Here is an 18,657-nt window from a genome sequence, read left to right on the forward strand (position 1 = left end):
TCACAGCCTGCGGGTTGGACAAACTCCGACTTGACGCGAATGCCTTTACAAATAGTCGTGCCCTTTTTACTTTCCAAAATCGCTGCGTGTTGTTGTTTGGCGAAGTATGGCCAACGTTTTCATTTTTTGGGGCTCGGATTTCCAAAGGCACGAAAAACACGCGTCGCTAAATACCATCTGACGTGTTGTCAATGCGCGGCTAGTGGTTGCCTGACAGGATGATTTTGGATTGTGCTGGCAACAGATTAGAAAATGCGGTCAAGCCGCAACTTGCCTCTTCGTCGTCAACCGGATAGCCAAGTTGTAACAGATTAGAAAATGGGGTCAAGCCGCAACAAAGACTGCCTGTGCTTCTTCCGCCGTTTTTGTTGTAACAGATTAGAAAATGCGGTCAAGCCGCAACCCGATTGGCCGCGCGCCGATCTTGACCGCCGTTGTAACAGATTAGAAAATGCGGTCAAGCCGCAACTTTCTATGCTTAAAGTTGGAACTTTTAAAGGTTGTAACAGATTAGAAAATGCGGTCAAGCCGCAACAGTGACATAATCAACTTGTTGCACGTCACTGTTGTAACAGATTAGAAAATGCGGTCAAGCCGCAACAGAACGGTAGCCAAATCTTGTTATACTCAATCTTTACTTCCCTCATGATGCTGTTTGTTGATTTTATTTGCCAATTCCAGTATATTTTCCTAGGACGCAGAGCCATCCGGAGCGCCACCTTTTTGGTGTCGGGGGTTTCCGACCCAACGGTGTCGTCAATTTTTTCTTTTTCCGCCTTCTCAAAATTTCTGGCATCGTTTGAAGTAAAGTCGTTATAAATATTACTTCCGAGCGTGTCTTTTGCAGGTCGCTTAGCCAATGTTTACTGCCATAATAATTGAATGTGGAAATATAGCCATTTTGATTTTTAAAAAGTCGGCATCCGGAATTGCGTGTTCAGTGATTGACGAATAAATATCCGATGACGCTTTGATAGGATGCTCACGTTTGCGGATTAAAAATACTTTGCCTGAACGATGAAAGTTCGATATTTTTTTACCTTACAGATAAGCAAATTGATTGTTCACTTAAGTGAAAATATAGTCAGATTTTTAGGAAAAACGTGAAAGACACGTCAAAAAAATCGAAATTTACCGGTGTTATTTTAATGAAAAACAGCATTTTTTTTAAAAAATATCCACTTAAACCTTATAAAACAAAGGGTTAAGTGGACATCGGTTGTAACAGATTAGAAAATGCGGTCAAGCCGCAACGATATGAATAAGTTTATTGAATACGCGTGCGTTGTAACAGATTAGAAAATGCGGTCAAGCGCGGCCATTCCGAACGGGCGCATAACTAAATAAGTCGTTTCAAAGAAAAGGAGAATCATGGCGGAGAGGGAGGGATTTGAACCCCCGATAGAGTTGCCCCTATGCCGCATTTCGAGTGCGGTGCTTTCAACCACTCAGCCACCTCTCCACAAAAGGCGAACCTTATTTGTTAAACAAACATCCGAGCGCGTTAGCGGCTAAATAGCTGGCAATTGGCTTTGACACAAGCCCCTTTTTTTAATTTTTGGAAAATTCCGTTCGCCATTTAAACTTTGTTTTGTTCATTTTTGCGCGGGGCCATAGGCGCATTTTTAAAACGCATCAGAGTTTTTCCGGCCTGTTGCTGTTTGCCCGACAAAAAATGGTTTGTTGTCAAATGCATCCGGTTTTTCGCCATGATTGCCGGTTAATTCACAAAAAGCTTTCCGGTTTTTTAAAGCTGGTCGATTGACAAGTGAAGAAAACTTCTGCATAAATCGGTGAAAGGCGTAGTGTGTCTACATTTATGTGAAAAAGTGTATCTGCACTTGTCTAAAATTATGCCGGTCAGTTTTTTACGGCTGGCAAATTTTAAAGACTGATAGTTTTAACGACTGATAAGATAGTTTTAACGACTGATAAAAAGACGGGCTGTCTCATCGCTTTGAAGTGTTGGACAAGATCCGGATGGAACGAAAGGGTAAAAAATGTTCGCAGTCATCAAGACGGGTGGTAAACAATACCGTGTTTCCCCCAGCCAACTTGTGAAAGTTGAAAAGGTCGCTGGCAATGTCGGTGATATTGTGGAGTTCAATCAGGTTCTCGTTGTTGGCGAAGGTGAAACAGCAACAATCGGAACTCCTGTGGTTGCCGATGCGTTGGTAACAGCAGAGGTTGTTGAACAGGCACGTGCACGCAAAGTTATTGCTTTCAAAAAGCGCCGTCGCCAGAATTCGAAGCGCATTCGTGGTCATCGTCAGGAATTCACCACAATTCGCATTTCCGAAATTCTTACAGGTGGTGCAAAGCCTTCCAAGGCTGCAACAAAGCCGGCTGAAAAAGCAGCAAAACCGGTAGCCGCCAAAGAGGCAGCACCAAAGGCTGAAAAACCGGCTGCAAAGAAAGCCAAAACAGAAACAACCGAAAAAAAAGCAGCGCCGAAAAAGGCAGCCGCTAAAAAGTCGGAAAAGTAAGAGAGATTAAAGGAGAACAACCATGGCACACAAAAAAGCTGGTGGTTCCTCGCGTAACGGTCGCGATTCAGAATCAAAACGCCTAGGCGTTAAAAAATTTGGTGGTGAAGCAGTTATTCCGGGTAACATCATTATCCGGCAACGCGGCACACAATGGCACCCTGGCGAAAATGTCGGCATGGGTAAAGACCATACATTATTTGCCCTTAAAGCGGGCAAAGTATCTTTCTGCGTCAAAGCGAATGACCGCTCCTATGTGTCGGTGATTCCGATGGCGGAGGCAGCAGAGTAAGCCGGAGCTCTTAAATAAAACCGGCGTCCCGTTGGACCCCGGTTAGCTTCCAAAGCAAATTAAAGGGAAAGATGGGACACCATCCTTCCCTTTTTCTTTTGCTCCAGGAGGTAACTATGAGCACTGAATTATTAGAAGAAATAAGAAAGAGGCCGCCCAGAACCTTGGATTGCCCGGTTCTGGTAACTGAAAGGCTTGTTTTACGCGCACCCAATGTAGAAGACATGGACGCCATTGCCGATCTCGCCAACAACCGGAATGTATCTGCCATGCTTCAATCTGTGCCTTTTCCATTCACACGAAAACATGCAGCAGAATACATTCTTCGTTCGGTGGCGGGCGAGATGGGCTATTGCGCCTATGCCATTACAAAAGCCGAAGATGGCGCATTTATCGGCGCCTGTCATATCAAGGACCGCGAAGAGGGCGAAGGCCTGAGCCTGCGTTACTGGATTGGCAAACCCTATTGGAATAAAGGCTATGCAACAGAAGCGGTTGGCAGCCTGATTGATGCCGCTTTCCGTGCGACCGATATTGATGCGCTTTATGTTTCGAATTTTGCGGCCAATAAAGCGTCCCGCCGCGTTATCGAAAAACAGGGCTTTGAATATATCGGAACATCCGAACGAAACTCGCTGGTTTCCGGTCTGGTTATCGCCGACAATTATGTCCTCGAACGCGAAAAATGGATCGGCCAGTTGAGCAAATGCGCCTGAGCAAGCCCGCTTCAATAAAGAGGCCTGAAAAGCTCGTTTGAACTGGCAGGCCTTGAAAGCTTGATCGAACAATCAGGCCTTTTATAAAAAAGGCCTGATGAGGCCGTTTCAATCGGGACGATTTGGTGAAACTGGCCGAGTGGGGCAGGCGTGTTCGGCTTTAGCCACGCTCGAATTGAAAAAAGCAAACCGGATGTGCCAAACCGGTTTAACTCGCTGTCTTACGGTTTATCACGCTATCTTAAAGTCTGCTTTATCAAAGCGGACTTCTTGTTAAGTAGCACGACGCATTCACCAGCATTTTAACAACGGAAAGCTTTCCTAAAAAATGGAAACAGCGGTTCACAAAATTGCTTGAGGTCTTTCTAAAAAAAAGCCCGAACATGCCGGCTTATCCTGTTTTAGGAAGATCGTAACAACCTTGCCCGAACGATGAAATATCTATACTTTTTGCAACTTGCAGGTCAACAAATTGATCGTGCACTTATGAGAAAATCTTGTTAGATTTTTAGAGAAAACGTGGATGACACGTCAAAAAAATCGAAATTTACCGGTGTTATTTTAATGAAAAACAGCATTTTTTTTAAAAAAAATATCCACTTAAACCTTATAAAACAAAGGGTTAAGTGGGTATCGATTGTAACAGATTAGAAAATGCGGTCAAGCCGCAACATATACGTCCGCGTCCATCATTAATGACAGGTTGTAACAGATTAGAAAATGCGGTCAAGCCGCAACCAAGGCGACGAACTCCGGTCTATTCGTGAGATTGTAACAGATTAGAAAATGCGGTCAAGCCGCAAGTGAGTGGACGAGCCAAGCGAGAGCTGTTCAGTTGGTATCGAAACAGAAAAAATAACAAGACGCAAATTAAGCGTGATTTTCATAATGATCATCTACCTTTCGGTTTCGGGAGCGCCCGAAAGATTATATAAAAACTGACTATACGGCAGACGCAACAATATCTCGCCTTTATCGACCACTCCAGCTATAACGCCTGCTCTGCAAAGTAAATTGACGGTGCCAATACGTTCACAAACGGCATCGGGGCTGTCGATAGCATGTAATTTACTTACGCCACTTACAATTAATGTTCTCCCCTCCGGAACGGCGCCTATAGGCTGCACAACAAAAACACGGACTCCGGATAAATAAGCGATAAAAAGCAGGACGATAGAAAAAATGATTGCGATAGCAAAGATACCGGAAATAAGTTTTGCTCGTTTAGTCATTTCAGATTACTCTTTAACCAATTGAATTCAATTTTATTGGAAGACACTATTCAATTTTAAAAAAATATCAATGTTATTATGGATAATATTTATCTGTAATCAATTAGTAAATTATAATTAAAAATGATTCATGAATAACAAAAATAATATTATAAATATTACATTGAATATTTGTAATAAAATATCAATATAAGTAAAAACTGTAATAATAAAATATTGTAACAGCTTAGAAAATGCGGTCAAGCCGCAACTGCAAGCTGTCACAGGTGAAAACCGCCTGAGTTGTAACAGATTAGAAAATGCGGTCAAGCCGCAACGCACACAGTTATTAACTTAATTATGTCAACTGGTTTTACTTTAAAAATTTCCGCCGCTGTAAGTATCTTTTTCCCAAAGCATAGACAACTAACCAAAAAGTAAGAGAAACGGGCGCTGTATAAACATGAAATGGAACAAATGCGAAAAACGGATTAAGCAAATATAATCCCCACATAAAAACCGCGAACATGTTCAAGATTAAGAATAATGGATCAAGCAAACGAAATAGTAACATTTTTAGAAGCTCGTGCTTGGATCGTGGCGTGGTTGAACTGATAAAAATGCTTTTGCAGCATCTTCTTGCTTTTGTTTTTCTGACTTTCCGCAACCGGTAATGACAACGGAATATGTCGTTAGAAGAGAAATTGTTAAAAAAGATGTTATAAGCTTTTTCATTTCTACCCCGATTTAAAGCCAATATTACTATGACGCTTAAGTTATATTAGATTAGGAAATGTGGTCAAGCCGCAACAAAATCTTATTTCCTTAAATGAATTTCTTTGTTGTAACAGATTAGAAAATGCGGTCAAGCCGCAACAGACCGGCATAGGAGCTGGTTCATAATCGCGTTGTAACAGATTAGAAAATGCGGTCAAGCCGCAACACTTGGTAGCATCGAGTTGTCCAGTCAGTATGTTGTAACAGATTAGAAAATGCGGTCAAGCCGCAACGGTGCACGTTTGAGCCCCATGACGCGGCAGATTGTAACAGATTAGAAAATGCGGTCAAGCCGCAATAGAACGCTGGCAAATTTCGTTATACTCAATCTTTACTTCCATAATTAGGTTGTTCGTTGATTATACTTTTCAATCCCATTATATTTTCCTTGGACACCGAGCCATCCGGAGTGCCACCTTTTTGGTGTTGGGGGTTTCCGACCCAACGGTGTCGTCAAATTTTGCTTTTTCCGCTTTCTCAAAATTTCCGGCATCGTTTGAAGTAAAGTCGTTATAAATATTACTTCCGAGCGTGTCTTTTGCAGATCGCTTAGCCAATGTTTACTGCCATAATAATTGAATGCGGAAATATAGCCATTTTGATTTTTAAAAAGTCGGCATCCGGAATTGCGTGTTCAGTGATTGATGAATAAATTTCCGACGACGCTTTGATAGGATGCTTACGTTTGCGGATTAAAAATACTTTGCCTGAACGATGAAAGTTCGATATTTTTTTGCCTTAAGGGACAAGCAAATTGATCGTGTGCTTATGTGAAAATCTTGTTAGATTTCCAGGAAAAACGTGAAAGGCACGTCAAAAAAATCGAAATTTACCGGTGTTATTTTAATGAAAAACAGCATTTTTTTTAAAAAAAATATCCACTTAAACCTTATAAAACAAAGGGTTAAGTGGACATCGGTTGTAACAGATTAGAAAATGCGGTCAAGCCGCAACATCTCGCCCAATCTCAAGCCGCGTAAAAACGTTGTAACAGATTAGAAAATGCGGTCAAGCCGCAACATGATCTAACTAAAATACATTGCTTGGTAAGTTGTAACAGATTAGAAAATGCGGTCAAGCCGCAACCAAAAGCGGGGAAGCACATATCGTCTATAAAGTTGTAACAGATTAGAAAATGCGGTCAAGCCGCAACACGTTAAACGCCGTATATTGTTTCATATATGTTGTAACAGATTAGAAAATGCGGTCAAGCCGCAACAAAAGAAGTTCGTCGGTCATGCAGCGAACTGTTGTAACAGTTTAGAAAATGCGGTCAAGCCGCAACACCGCCGCTTTCTCTGCGTTTTCAGCTTCGGTTGTAACAGATTAGAAAATGCGGTCAAGCCGCAACGTCACCAAAGATTATGAAATATGTATTTTAAGTTGTAACAGATTAGAAAATGCGGTCAAGCCGCAACAGCCGTTGATCATTGCCATCATGAGCGGACGTTGTAACAGAGTAGAAAACGCGGTCAAGTTGCGACGGAACGCCGGTAAAACTTCGTCATAATCTATCTTTACTTACTTCTTGATACTGTTTGTTGAATTTATTTTTCAATTACATTATATTTTTCTTGGACACCGAGCCATCCGGAGCGCCACCTTTTTGGTGTTGGGGGTTTCCGACCCAACGGTGTCGTCAAATTTTTCTTTTTCCGCTTTCTCAAAAATTCCGGCATCGTTTGAAGTAAAGTCGTTATAAATATTACTTCCGAGCGTGTCTTTTGCAGATCGCTTAGCCAATGTTTACTGCCATAATAATTGAATGCGGAAACATAGCTATTTTGACTTTTTAAAATTCGTTTTCCAAAATTTCGTGTTCGGTGATTGAGAAATAAATTTCCGATGTCGCTTTGATATGATGCTTACGTTTACGGATTAAAACACCTTTGCCCGAACGATGAAATTACGATATTTTTTTGCCTTAAGGGACAAGCAAATTGATCGTGCACTTATGAGAAAATATTGTTAGATTTTTAGAGAAAACGTGAAAGACACGTCAAAAAAATCGAAATTTACCAGTGTTATTTTAATGAAAAACGGCATTTTTTTTAAAAAAATATCCACTTAAACCTTATAAAACAAAGGGTTAAGTGGACATCGGTTGTAACAGATTAGAAAATGCGGTCAAGCCGCAACATGCCGTCACTTTCGGCGAAACGTTGGCCGGTTGTAACAGATTAGAAAATGCGGTCAAGCCGCAACTGATTTGCTGATTCAATTGTGAAAATCATGGTTGTAACAGATTAGAAAATGCGGTCAAGCCGCAACTCAAAAATCACAAAAGGGCCTGCATCGACAGTTGTAACAGATTAGAAAATGCGGTCAAGCCGCAACGAATTTCGCTTTGTTGCAACAGGCAACACAAGTTGTAACAGATTAGAAAATGCGGTCAAGCCGCAACAGAGATGTCGAATTTAATGGAACTTATGGGTTGTAACAGATTAGAAAATGCGGTCAAGCCGCAACACACGGGCTTTTAACGCTTCTTTTGTGTCGGTTGTAACAGATTAGAAAATGCGGTCAAGCCGCAACACAAATGAGACAAGCTTAAATTTTATTAAGTTGTAACAGATTAGAAAATGCGGTCAAGCCGCAACAAAGCTCATCACGGTTGTTTTTTGTCTCTGGTTGTAACAGATTAGAAAATGCGGTCAAGCCGCAACATTCGTTTTCATAAAAGAAAGCTGCCGCTCGTTGTAACAGATTAGAAAATGTGGTCAAGCGACTGTAGAATATGTTTTGGTTTAATCAGTGTTGTGCCGTATTTTGTATGCTTTTTTCGTTCAAAGCATGGCCTGCATCACGTGGCAATGTCCGGAAGATGAAGAAAGCAAGTGCCGAGATAAAGCCGACGACGAAAAAGCCCGTATGAAAATCTTCAAGTTTCAATATATTGTCGTGAAAGGAGCTCGCAATTTCCAGAACCGCGCCGGCAATTGCAATGCCGAGTGCCATTGAAGCCTGTTGGGCAACGGCGGCAATCGGCGTTGCCTGACTAATGTCTTCTTTGGCAATATCGGAAAAGGCAAGGGCATTGACACCGGAGAAGAAAAGAGAGCGCAAAAAGCCGCCGAACAAAAGCACGATAATCATCAACAAATAGGGTGTGGTGGGGTAAAACAAGCCATTGGAAGCGGTAAACATTGCCGAGACGAGGGAACCCGCCATCAATACTTTGCGGAAGCCGAAACGGGCATAAACTTCCTTGGCGCCGAACTTCATGCCGAGCGAGCCGATGGCCGCGGCAAGAACCATAAGGCCGGATTCAATCGGCGAAAGGCCAAAGGCAAGTTGCAGCATCATGGGAAGCAGGAAAGGCACGGCGCCAATGCCAAGCCGGAAAACGCTGCCGCCGATAATGGCACGTGCAAAAACCGGATCGGAAAAAAGCTTAAGGTCGAGAAGCGGTGCGGTGCGGTTTTTGGCGTGTTTGATGTAGATGGCGCCGAAAATTACACCCAAAATGGTGACACTGATGCCGACACTTTGCGGCAAGGCGGGAAGGCTTACAATCGAAAGGCCGAAAATGAAGCCGGAAAGGCTGATTGCGGAAAGGAAAAAGCCTGTCCAATCAAGCGGGCGGATATATCTCTTTTCATTTTTTGGCAGATAGATAGACGAAAGTACAAGGCCGATAAAACCGATCGGGATGTTGATGAGAAAAATCCAGTGCCAGGTAAAAAAGGTGGTGATGAAGCCGCCAAGCGGCGGGCCTACAAGCGGGCCGACAAGGGCGGGAATGGAAAACCATTGAAAGGCAATGACAAGCTGGTTTTTCGGCGTGGATTTAACAAGAAGTAGCCGGCCGACAGGTGTCATCATTGCGCCGCCAATGCCTTGTAAAAAGCGCGATAAAACAAAGGAATGGAGCGAAAAGGAAAAAGCGCAGCAAACAGAGCCTGCAAGAAAAACCACAATGGCAACACGGAAGATAATGCGCGCGGTAAAACGGTCGGAGATCCACCCGCTTATGGGAATGAAAACCGAAAGTGCCACGAGATAGGATGTCATGGCGAGTTTGAGCGCGATAGGGCTTGTGTTCAAATCGGCGGCAATGGCGGGAAGGGATGTGGAAATCACATTGGAATCCACATGTTCCATAAACAAAGCGACAGCCAGAACCATAGGAAGAATGCGCATTAAATACCCCGAACCCGACTTTTGAACGATGGAACCTTTATAACCAGTGTGCCTATATAGACTGAAAAACCTTTATGACTCTAAAACCTTATACATGAAAAACTGATATGGCCTAAACCGATAGAACTTGAAAGGTGTTTGTGACAGAAAATCGCGACGATCCCGATACCATCATTTAGGCCGACATTATCTTGACCGGTTTCAACTGTGAAGAACAGTGAGAGCGACAAAAACCGGCTTCACTTTATCGTGGTTTTTCATTTCATTCTTGACCTTGAGAGAAAAATAAATTCTTCATCGTTAATGTTCATGGAACGTCCGGAAGGGCTACACATAACATTTACGACACCTATATGTTTTATATCATTATTTAAAAAACGAAGTTATATCCGCTTCGGGTCAATCATTTTAAAAAAAGCGCTGATGGAGCGTCCACTTGCCGCATAAAAAAACAATTGTTCTCACTAATCTGACTGAAGGCCCGATCACCAGAACGTTGCTTCTCTTTGCCATTCCGACATTGCTGTCCAATGTTTTGCAATCGCTCAACGGTTCGATCAACACAATCTGGGTGGGGCGGTTTTTGGGCGAAAGTGCACTTGCGGCAACCGCCAATGCCAATATCATCACCTTTCTTTTGTTTGCCCTTGTTTTCGGTTTCGGTATGGCGGCAACCATTATGGTTGGCCAATCCATAGGGCGCAAAGATTTGCACCGTGCGCGACAGGCTTTTGGCGCATCTATCGGCTTTTGTCTGTTTCTCTCGGTGGTTCTTGCGGTTTTGGGCTGGTTTTTTTCGCCTGAAATCCTGCACTTTCTTGAAACACCGGCTGATGCTTTTACGCTGGCTGAAGATTATTTGCGTGTTATCTTCCTTGCTGCACCCCCCGATCTTTTGATGGTCATGATTATGATGGGGCTTCGCGGGGCGGGCGATTCCATGACGCCGCTCATTTTTATGTGCGTCAATGTTGTGCTTGATATCATTTTCAACCCCGTGCTCATCTTGGGCTTGTGGATTTTTCCGGAAATGGGCATTGCGGGGGCTGCCGCCTCGACATCGGTTTCGGGCTATCTCGCGCTTTTTGCCATGATTATTTATATCTATGTGAAGAAATTGCCTTTGCGGCTTAAAGGGCGGGAACTCACCTATATCTGGCCGGATTTTAGCCTGATGCGCTTCATCGTGCTGAAAGGCTTTCCGATGAGCCTGCAAATGGTCATCATTGCGACATCCGGCCTTGTCATGATCGGTCTTGTCAATCAGGAAGGTGTGACCACCATTGCCGCCTATAACATCATGCAGCAATTATGGACCTATCTGCAAATGCCTTCCATGGCGGTGGGGGCGGCGGTTAGCGCAATGGTTGCGCAAAATATCGGCGCCGGTCGCTGGAACAGAATTTCCAAAACCACATTGATCGGCTGCGCGGCAACATTTGTCATGACAGCTATTCTGCTTGGCCTATTGCTCATCTTTGATCGTCCGGTCATTATCCTGTTTTTGGGCAATGATAGCGCAGCCGTGCCAATGGCGCAGCATATTCAGGCGATTGCAAGCTGGAGCTTTCTGTTTTTCGGCCTCGCAATGGTGCTCTTTTCAACAGTTCGTGCCAATGGTGCGGTTCTTGTGCCGCTCATTTGCCTGTTCATTGCCGTCTATCCGGTGCGCCTTGGCTTCTATTACATGTTTTATGGTTCCATGAAGGCTGATGCCATCTGGTGGAGCTTCACCGTTGGTGCTTTTGCCTCGCTCATTCTGGCGCTTTGCTATTATCTTTCGGGCACATGGAAAAAGCAAAAAGTGCTCTAGCTTTCTATAAGGTGTGAAGCAGCAACAGCTTGATCGCGCTTGGCTCTTCAAGCAAATTTAACAGGAAAAGCTTGGTTCAAAAGAGAGCCAAAAGGGGTGAGAAAAGCTCTTTTGTGGCAAGGGATAAAAAGCCGCTTGAGGGGGGCTCAAGAATAAGCGGCTTAAGGCAGAATCTGCCAAAGCTGGTGGGCGTTGAACAGAGTGACGAAACAGCGAAAGGCCGGAAGCGCGCTCTAGTCAGGAATTTTCAAGAATGGTTTTCGGCTTTGGTGTTTTGGGTTTGAGATATTTTTGCCCGAAAATCGTTAAAATTAGTGCAAGAAAGCCGCCGACAATGGAAACATAAAAGCCGCTTTCGGGGTTAAAAGCATCAATCAGTTTTCCGGAAATGGCAGCTCCTGCAGCGACCCCCATTGCCATTCCGGTTATTCCCCACGACATGCCTTCGGTGAGTTTTTCGGGCGGTACAATTGTGTCAATCAACGACATCGCAATGATGATTGTGGGTGAACAGGCGGCACCGGCAATGAGAAGCACAATGCTCAAATTCCATAAGTTTGTGACGAGCAAAAGCGGCAATGTTGTAACCGCAGCAATGGCAGTGGCAACAAGAAGTTGTTTTGACAATGTCATGCGCGCAGGCAGTGCACCATAAACAATGCCGGCAATGAAAGAGCCGGCCGCATAAAGCACAAGTGGCAGAGCGGTGTAATTTGTCTGTTGTAGCGATTTGCCGATTGCCACGGCCGAAATTTCCGCAGTGCCGAAAATGGTGCCGACGCAAAACATAATAACTGTGAGTAGCGCGATAGAAAAAAGCCGGATAACCGAAGTCGAGCCTTTTTGCCGTTTGCCATGGGCGACCGGCTCGGTCGATTTTTGCAAGGTAAAGATCAAGCCTGCAACGAGCATGATAAGACCGGCAGCAAGCGGCCCCGCAGCCGGAAACAGATGGTTTGTAAGCTCGATCGCAATAATGGGGCCAACCATGAAGATCAATTCATCGACAATCGATTCATAGGCAAAGGCCGAACGCAAAAGCGGCGAACCATGATAGAGTTGCGACCAGCGTGTACGCACGAAAGAACCGAAACTCGGCATAAAACCGACGAGAATTGCGGCAATAATCAAGATGAAAAGTGGCGCTTTATATTGTGCGGCAATCAACAAGCCACAGAGCGACAAAAAAGAAACCAGAATTGCCGGACGCGCCACGCGGGCTTGCCCGTATTCATCGGCAAGTTTCGATATTTGCGGCGTAATAATGGCATTGGAAAGGACATAACTTGCCGAAACGAGACCGGCGGTAGCATAGTCCAAACCTTCAATGGCAAACATTGTCATAATGCCGATTGAAATCATTGATATCGGAATACGTGCCAACAACCCCGTTACCGAAAAGGCAACAGTGCCGGGTTTTCTGAATAATTCACGATATATATTGGCCATGACAAATGTCCTTAAGCGCCCTTCAAAGGCGTTTCCTTCATCTATTGACATCGCGTGCTTATGTCAATTTCTGCAGCCTTTAAATGAATGCCGTTTATTGTGGGATGAATAGCTGCTTGAAAAACTGTTTATCCATTCTGCCTGATTGGCAGGGGAAAAGCAAAATTATCTCAAAAAATATGAGTGCAAGCCAAGCGCGTATCATTCAAATGAAGCGCGTCATCAATTCCGCTTGAAACATCCGGATTGATTTTAAGAACCCGATTGATGGCTTAAAATCCTGACCATTTTGCCAAGACTATCTGCGGGAAGAAAAAAGAAGCGCGACAGTCCCATTCGATTTATTGGAAAGATGTAAATATAATGCACTTATTCGGTCGTGTTGCATAGGGATAAAGGGCACGTTGAATTCATCCGGAAAGATTTGCCACAATGGGCTTTGAAAGCTATGCTGGAAAAATTCTTTTCCTGAACGGGGCGAGTGTTGTGAGCCTCAAGATTGCTAAAGGAAAATGTATCTTCGCCGGAACTTTGGTGAGACAAAAATATTCCCGTTAAAACGGTAGCTTTTTCATGCGCGTTGGTTTTTCAATGCAGGCAAAGCCGGTTCACGTACCAGTGTTGTCTTTTGTCTTTTTCTTTATGCCGTAAATAGCAAAAACATATTTAGCCAATGCTATTAACTGGCCGAATGCATTGGCATTTTAAAAAGCTTTATTCGCCCCATGTCCTTTCCAGAACCGAGATCCAGTTTTTCGAGGTGATTTTCTCGATCTCGTCATGGTTGAAACCGGATTTTTCCATTTCGGCGACGAGCTTCGGCAATTGTGAACAATCATGCAATTCATTCGGAATTGTTGTGCCATCGAAATCCGAACCGAGGCCGACATGTTCCACGCCGACAATATCGACAATATAGCGCATGTGGTTGATAATGGTTTTAAGCGGTGTATCGCGGTTGCGTTCGCCATCTTCGCGCAGGAATTTGACACCGAAATTAATGCCGACCAGCCCCTTGCTTTTTCCGATAGCGCGCAATTGCTCATCGGTGAGGTTACGGCTTTGATGGCTCAAGTGATAGGCGTTGGAATGGGAAGCAACAAGCGGTGCGTCGCTCAATTTTGCAATGTCCCAGAAGCCTTTTTCGTTCATATGCGAAAGATCAACCATAATGCCGAGCTTGTTACATTCGCGAACGAGTTTTTTGCCGGTTTCTGTCAAGCCCGGTCCGATATCGCCGGTCGAGTTATATTTAAAGGGAACACCGAAACCGAATATATTGGGTCTGCTCCAGACAGGACCGAGGCTGCGCAATCCATCCTGATAAAGGCGGGCAAGCTCTTCCAGATTTTCGCCAATGGCTTCCGCACCTTCAATATGAAAAACCGCAGCAAATTGGTGCTCCTTGATTGCGTCTTTAATATCGCGCGCGGTTTTGCAAATTTTGAAACGGTCGGGTTTCAGCTTTTCAATATCATGGAGAAGCTTTGCCATTTCCATGGTCGGCTTTGTTGCATCTTTTAACAATAATTCGGGATAGACACCGTTTTCATCCGGCTGAAGATCAACCGATGGCGGATAAACCGCACAAAGCCCGCCAATAAGGCCGCCTTTTTCAGCCTTTGGCAGGTCAAGTTCTGCACTTTCAAAACCGTTGATAAAAGCCGAAGGGTCAAGGTTTTTCTCGTCGCGGATTTTGGAGAGAATGTCATTGTGCCCGTCAAAACATTGGATGAGTGTTTCAGCCATAAAAATTGCCTTATCAGAATGTGTTTTCAGATCATTATTCTTATACGCCACTATAGAGATTTAAAACAGCAACTGACAAAAGTTTGATTATCGTGGAATTTTCGTGTCTATTTTCTGCTCACTCCAAACATAGTTTTCCTTGTGTCGGGAGAGGCGGGTTTAACAATAGGGAAAACGCAAAAGAAACATGAATAGAGCGGGCTTGGTTCTGGCGCGAGAAGGGCGGCAGAATGCCGCCAAAAGCTTGACGAACAAATGCGACAAAATCCTCACGACGATGAGGAGCATTTTTAAAGCATGGATGGCTTTAACGGTTATTTTCTATTCAAAACTCGCAATTTCAAAACATGAGTAGAGTTTTGGCTTCGAAAATTTTCGCTTTACTAAAGTTTTGCCCGCCGAAATTTTGCCTTCGCAAAGTCTCGCCTCGACAACCCAGAGTTTCGCCTTACCAGAGTTTTGCGTGCCGGTTTATATCTTTATAGAGGAGATAACGGAATGGTTCGGGGCCGCCCGCATAGCAGGCTTGCGGGCAAAATGCGCGCAACCACATAAAATCGCCTTTTTCGACTTCCACCCAATCATCATTCAGCCGATAAACGCCTTTGCCTTGCAAGACATAAAGCCCGTGTTCCATAACGTGGGTTTCCATGAAAGGAATATGGGCACCCGGCATAAAGGTGACAATGGCAACATTCATGTCATGGCGCATGTCGTTCATATCCATGAAACGGCTTGTCATCCATACACCCTCATGGCCTTTCATTTCGGCAGGCGTTATTTGCTGGTCGGAAGAAAAGATTGCATCAGGTTTATCAAGCCCTTCCACTTTTTCATAAGCCTTGCGGATCCAGTGAAAGCGCGCGGTGGTTTTTGCTTCATTGAATAATTGATAATCGTGACCGGCAGGAAGATAGGCAAAGCCACCTTTGTGAAGAACATGTTTTTCGCCTTCAAGGACGATGGTGAGTGCACCATCAGTCACAAAGAAAACGGCTTCCGCACGCTTGTCATTTTCTGGACGTTCTGACCCGCCCGAAGGTTCGATTTCGCCTATATATTGGGAAAATGTTTCTGAAAAACCTGTCATCGGGCGCGCCAAAACCCAGAAGCGGGATTTTATAAAAAACGGCAATTGGCTTGTTACAATATCGGACATGACAGAAGCGGGCATCACCATATAAGCGTCTTTGAAGGTGGCTTTGCTGCTTAAAAGTTCGGAACGTGGTTGTAATCCGCCAAGCGGAAAATAATAGTCTTTCTCATTCATGGAATTGTTGTCTCCTCTTTTGTGAAAGCTTTTTCAAAAAATTTTTCTCGTCAAAAAGCTTTTAAAACCGCTTGGATGTTTTATTCCGATTTATCGTTGTTTTGCCTGTCTCGTCTGCCAGAGTTTTTAAAAATTTATCAGATGATCTTTTAACTTCTTTTAGGCGATGGCAAAGAGAGTCCATAATATTCAATCTGCCTCTTTTTCTTCTCCGGAAAAGTTTTGATTACGTCGGCTAAGACGTTCTTTCATTTGTTCCATCAATACATGTTGAAACTGTTGTTCAACCGGTTTTAACACGCGGTTTATCTGGTGGAACAATGTCAAAATGTGGTAGGCCGGATGGGTAATAACGGGGATGAAGAGAAATTCATTATCAAACCCTTCCGGCAATTCTGTGCGGCTTAAAATGGAAACATAGTTTCCGGTTGCAACGAGTTGAACAATCAATGGGATGGATGATGTTTCGACAATCGGAACGGCGGTCACAAGCGGAGGCCCAAGCGTTTCGATGAGCGATTTCAATTTTGTGCCTTTTTCGGGAAGCACCAAAGCTTCGCCAATCATTTCGGCAAGATTGACTTTGTTTTTTCCTTGCAAGCGTTTTTCGAGACTATGACCTTTACGAAGAAAAAGCCCAAGCGGGCATTTCACCTCTTTATCAATGGCAAAACGGGGCTGCTTTTCAATGTCATAAGCCAAAGCAAGATCGGCTTTGCCATCAAGAAGCACATTTTGCACATCTTCATTTTGCGCGGTCAACACGTTGATTTTGGTGGATTTGTGGTTTTTCTGGAAGTCGACAATTGCCGAAAAAAGAAGGGTGCTAGCGAGATTTTCTTCGCAAACAATTGTCAAATTCTGGCGGATAACGCCGTTCAGAGCCTTTATCTCGCTCAACATCCGCTCTTCATTGCGCATTGTTTCGCGGATATGGCCAAGCACCAGTTCGCCGGTGGCCGTGAGTTCGAGCCCCTTATGGCTGCGGGAAAAAACCGGTGTGCCGATTTCTTCTTCAAAGAGCTTTATTTGCCGCTGGATGGCAGAAGCGGCAACATGAAGCTTTTGTGCGGCACTCCGTATCGAGCCGGAACGCGCTACCTCGTCAAGATATTTCATCAAACGGTGTTGCAAAATGTTGAAGTCCCCCTTGTCCGTTTTTTAAGTTTTGGAGCTTTTTTATTTTCAACCCTTTTTGATACTCCACGGGAAGAGAAGCTTCTGGGTAAGAATAACAAGTTGGAACAAGATAAGCGACATGGCTGCCAACACAAAAAGCCCCGCCCAGGCTTGCGGTATTTTATAAATTGAAGTGGAAAGCTGGAGGAAGAAACCTATGCCCTTATCGGCCGAAACAAATTCGGCAACAACCGCACCGATGACGCATAAAGTAATGGAAATTTTCAAGGCCGAGAAAATATAGGGCACGGCATAAGGTAGGCGGATTTGCAATATTTCACGGCGAACCGGTGCGCGGAGTGATTTTGACAGCTCGATAAGTTCGGGCGGTGTAGAAAGAAGCCCTGTCGAAGTGGCAATGACGAGCGGAAAAAACGAAATAAGAAAGGTGATGAGAATACGCGGAAAGTCACCCGAACCGAAGGCGACAATGACAATCGGCGCAATGGCGACAACCGGTGTCGACTGGATAATGACCAATAACGGATAAACCGTTTTCGATAAAAGCGGCGAGCGGATAAGACAGACAGCAAGCGGTAAAGCAATCAGAATGGATACGAAGAAGCCGAGTAGTGCTACCCGCAAGGTTGCAAATATATGAACAGCCCAACGCGATCCATCAATCACATGGAAAGCTTTGAAAATTTCAACCGGCGCCGGTAAAATGAAAGAAGGAATGGCAAAAAACACCGCCGCCAATTGCCAGATCACAAGAATAGCCACAATCAGCAACACTGCCGGTAAGCCAGAGAGCAGCGAGGAGAGGTGAAACAGCTTTATCTTCTTCCTCTTAAGCGAGCTTTGGCTTGATGAGGAGGTTTCTGAGGGTGTGAGCGAAGTCATGGACCACCTTTTGGTTTGCAGTTTCGGCATTGCGCGGCCGTCCGAGCGGCACGTCGAGTTCGGTTAAAACAGTTCCCGGCCGGCCGGCGAGAACCAGCACACGGTCGGCAAGAATGGCAGCTTCATTGACAGAATGGGTAATGAACATCACGGTTTTCGGCCGGTCGGCAAAAATTCTTAAAAGTTCAAAACCCATTTCATCGCGGGTTAGCGCATCAAGGGCGGAAAACGGTTCGTCCATCAACAAAATATCGGGGTCGAGATGAAGCGCGCGGGCAATGCCGACACGCTGCTGCATACCGCCCGACAATTCTTCCGGCATACGTTTTTCAAAACCGGTAAGGCCGATCATACGCACAAGTTCGTGGGCTTTATCAATATCGGCGGAATTGACCTTGCCGAATTTGTGTTTGATCGGAAAAGTAATATTGTCCACAATATTGAGCCATGGCAGCAATGTCGGGCGCTGGAAAACAATGCCGACATCTTCGCGCGGCTCCTTGACCGGCATACCGAAAACTTCCACCTTGCCCTGTGTCGGTTTCAAGAGTCCGGCAATCAACCGCAAAAGCGTGGATTTGCCACAACCGGAAGGCCCCAATACCGCAAGAAATTCGTGATAGCGAACATCGAAACTAATATTGTGGAGGGCTTGTGTTCGCCCTGTCGATGTCGTGAAAAACTGGCTTAGTCCTTCAAAGCGGATAGAGGGGGGAGAAATCGCATTGC

At 44.6% G+C, this 18,657-nt stretch carries 12 protein-coding genes, 1 tRNA gene and 5 CRISPR repeat arrays; of the genes, 4 read left to right on the plus strand and 9 right to left on the minus strand.

Annotation, left to right across the window (positions count from 1 at the left end; translation table 11 throughout):
• The first annotated feature begins 234 nt into the window (after nt 1–234).
• Nucleotides 235–601: a CRISPR direct-repeat array (repeat unit 36 nt; unit sequence GTTGTAACAGATTAGAAAATGCGGTCAAGCCGCAAC).
• Nucleotides 602–1,372: 771 nt separating this feature from the next.
• Nucleotides 1,373–1,462 (minus strand) — tRNA-Ser (locus H3V14_RS03990).
• A 538-nt stretch (nt 1,463–2,000) separates the two neighbouring features.
• Between H3V14_RS03990 and rplU the strand changes: the two genes are divergently transcribed.
• The 3 genes from rplU (at nt 2,001) to H3V14_RS04005 (ending at nt 3,494) form a co-directional block, all read left to right on the plus strand.
• Nucleotides 2,001–2,486 (plus strand): 50S ribosomal protein L21, encoded by a 486-nt coding sequence (gene rplU, locus H3V14_RS03995; RefSeq protein WP_198226802.1) that lies wholly within the window; start codon nt 2,001–2,003, stop codon nt 2,484–2,486.
• A gap of 22 nt (nt 2,487–2,508) precedes the next feature.
• Nucleotides 2,509–2,778 carry a 50S ribosomal protein L27 gene (rpmA, locus tag H3V14_RS04000; RefSeq protein WP_075868982.1) on the plus strand — a complete coding sequence of 90 codons (270 nt, stop codon included), beginning with the start codon at nt 2,509–2,511 and terminating at the stop codon, nt 2,776–2,778.
• A gap of 116 nt (nt 2,779–2,894) precedes the next feature.
• Complete coding sequence (locus tag H3V14_RS04005) at nt 2,895–3,494, plus strand: GNAT family N-acetyltransferase (protein ID WP_246784995.1); 600 nt, start codon at nt 2,895–2,897, stop codon at nt 3,492–3,494.
• A gap of 635 nt (nt 3,495–4,129) precedes the next feature.
• Nucleotides 4,130–4,298: direct repeats of the CRISPR family, unit length 34 nt; unit sequence TTGTAACAGATTAGAAAATGCGGTCAAGCCGCAA.
• Nucleotides 4,299–4,390: 92 nt separating this feature from the next.
• Here the strand turns inward: H3V14_RS04005 and H3V14_RS04010 are convergent.
• Both H3V14_RS04010 and H3V14_RS04015 read right to left on the minus strand, forming a co-directional pair.
• Entirely contained in the window at nt 4,391–4,726 is a 336-nt protein-coding gene (locus H3V14_RS04010) for a hypothetical protein (protein WP_198226806.1), read from the minus strand.
• A gap of 754 nt (nt 4,727–5,480) precedes the next feature.
• Nucleotides 5,481–5,782: a CRISPR direct-repeat array (repeat unit 36 nt; unit sequence GTTGTAACAGATTAGAAAATGCGGTCAAGCCGCAAC).
• Nucleotides 5,783–6,400: 618 nt separating this feature from the next.
• A CRISPR array of direct repeats spans nt 6,401–6,966; the repeat unit is 36 nt; unit sequence GTTGTAACAGATTAGAAAATGCGGTCAAGCCGCAAC.
• A gap of 619 nt (nt 6,967–7,585) precedes the next feature.
• A CRISPR array of direct repeats spans nt 7,586–8,214; the repeat unit is 36 nt; unit sequence GTTGTAACAGATTAGAAAATGCGGTCAAGCCGCAAC.
• Nucleotides 8,215–8,233: 19 nt separating this feature from the next.
• Entirely contained in the window at nt 8,234–9,625 is a 1,392-nt protein-coding gene (locus H3V14_RS04015) for a DHA2 family efflux MFS transporter permease subunit (RefSeq protein WP_198226808.1), read from the minus strand.
• 436 nt (nt 9,626–10,061) lie between these two features.
• Between H3V14_RS04015 and H3V14_RS04020 the strand changes: the two genes are divergently transcribed.
• Nucleotides 10,062–11,438: an MATE family efflux transporter gene (locus H3V14_RS04020; protein ID WP_198226810.1), complete on the plus strand. Its 1,377-nt coding sequence runs from the start codon at nt 10,062–10,064 to the stop codon at nt 11,436–11,438.
• A gap of 237 nt (nt 11,439–11,675) precedes the next feature.
• Here H3V14_RS04020 and H3V14_RS04025 read toward each other — a convergent pair whose 3' ends face one another.
• From H3V14_RS04025 to H3V14_RS04050, 6 genes are all read right to left on the minus strand, one after another.
• Complete coding sequence (locus H3V14_RS04025) at nt 11,676–12,887, minus strand: MFS transporter (RefSeq protein ID WP_198226813.1); 1,212 nt, start codon at nt 12,885–12,887, stop codon at nt 11,676–11,678.
• A gap of 714 nt (nt 12,888–13,601) precedes the next feature.
• Nucleotides 13,602–14,636 carry a dipeptidase gene (locus tag H3V14_RS04030; protein WP_075869849.1) on the minus strand — a complete coding sequence of 345 codons (1,035 nt, stop codon included), beginning with the start codon at nt 14,634–14,636 and terminating at the stop codon, nt 13,602–13,604.
• Nucleotides 14,637–15,084: 448 nt separating this feature from the next.
• Entirely contained in the window at nt 15,085–15,906 is an 822-nt protein-coding gene (locus H3V14_RS04035; protein ID WP_075868976.1) for a bifunctional allantoicase/(S)-ureidoglycine aminohydrolase, read from the minus strand.
• Nucleotides 15,907–16,095: 189 nt separating this feature from the next.
• Nucleotides 16,096–17,040 carry a LysR family transcriptional regulator gene (locus tag H3V14_RS04040; protein ID WP_198226815.1) on the minus strand — a complete coding sequence of 315 codons (945 nt, stop codon included), beginning with the start codon at nt 17,038–17,040 and terminating at the stop codon, nt 16,096–16,098.
• A gap of 51 nt (nt 17,041–17,091) precedes the next feature.
• Complete coding sequence (locus tag H3V14_RS04045; protein WP_075868974.1) at nt 17,092–17,928, minus strand: ABC transporter permease; 837 nt, start codon at nt 17,926–17,928, stop codon at nt 17,092–17,094.
• The gene (locus tag H3V14_RS04050; RefSeq protein WP_075869848.1) at nt 17,876–18,649 is read right to left on the minus strand and encodes an ABC transporter ATP-binding protein; all 774 of its coding nucleotides are present in this window, start codon (nt 18,647–18,649) and stop codon (nt 17,876–17,878) included. Before H3V14_RS04050 ends, H3V14_RS04045 begins: the two co-directional genes overlap by 53 nt.
• Between the last annotated feature and the right edge of the window lie 8 nt (nt 18,650–18,657).

The organism is Bartonella sp. W8151, from assembly GCF_016100385.1.
GTDB lineage: Bacteria > Pseudomonadota > Alphaproteobacteria > Rhizobiales > Rhizobiaceae > Bartonella > Bartonella apis.

What these genes read in the sequence shown, in the direction of transcription:
- rplU (WP_198226802.1), top strand. Translation starts at nt 2,001, where the DNA reads ATGTTCGCAGTCATCAAGACGGGTGGTAAACAATACCGTGTTTCCCCC.
- rpmA (WP_075868982.1), top strand. Translation starts at nt 2,509, where the DNA reads ATGGCACACAAAAAAGCTGGTGGTTCCTCGCGTAACGGTCGCGATTCA.
- H3V14_RS04005 (WP_246784995.1), top strand. Translation starts at nt 2,895, where the DNA reads ATGAGCACTGAATTATTAGAAGAAATAAGAAAGAGGCCGCCCAGAACC.
- H3V14_RS04010 (WP_198226806.1), bottom strand. Translation starts at nt 4,726, where the DNA reads ATGACTAAACGAGCAAAACTTATTTCCGGTATCTTTGCTATCGCAATC.
- H3V14_RS04015 (WP_198226808.1), bottom strand. Translation starts at nt 9,625, where the DNA reads ATGCGCATTCTTCCTATGGTTCTGGCTGTCGCTTTGTTTATGGAACAT.
- H3V14_RS04025 (WP_198226813.1), bottom strand. Translation starts at nt 12,887, where the DNA reads ATGGCCAATATATATCGTGAATTATTCAGAAAACCCGGCACTGTTGCC.
- H3V14_RS04030 (WP_075869849.1), bottom strand. Translation starts at nt 14,636, where the DNA reads ATGGCTGAAACACTCATCCAATGTTTTGACGGGCACAATGACATTCTC.
- H3V14_RS04035 (WP_075868976.1), bottom strand. Translation starts at nt 15,906, where the DNA reads ATGAATGAGAAAGACTATTATTTTCCGCTTGGCGGATTACAACCACGT.
- H3V14_RS04045 (WP_075868974.1), bottom strand. Translation starts at nt 17,928, where the DNA reads ATGACTTCGCTCACACCCTCAGAAACCTCCTCATCAAGCCAAAGCTCG.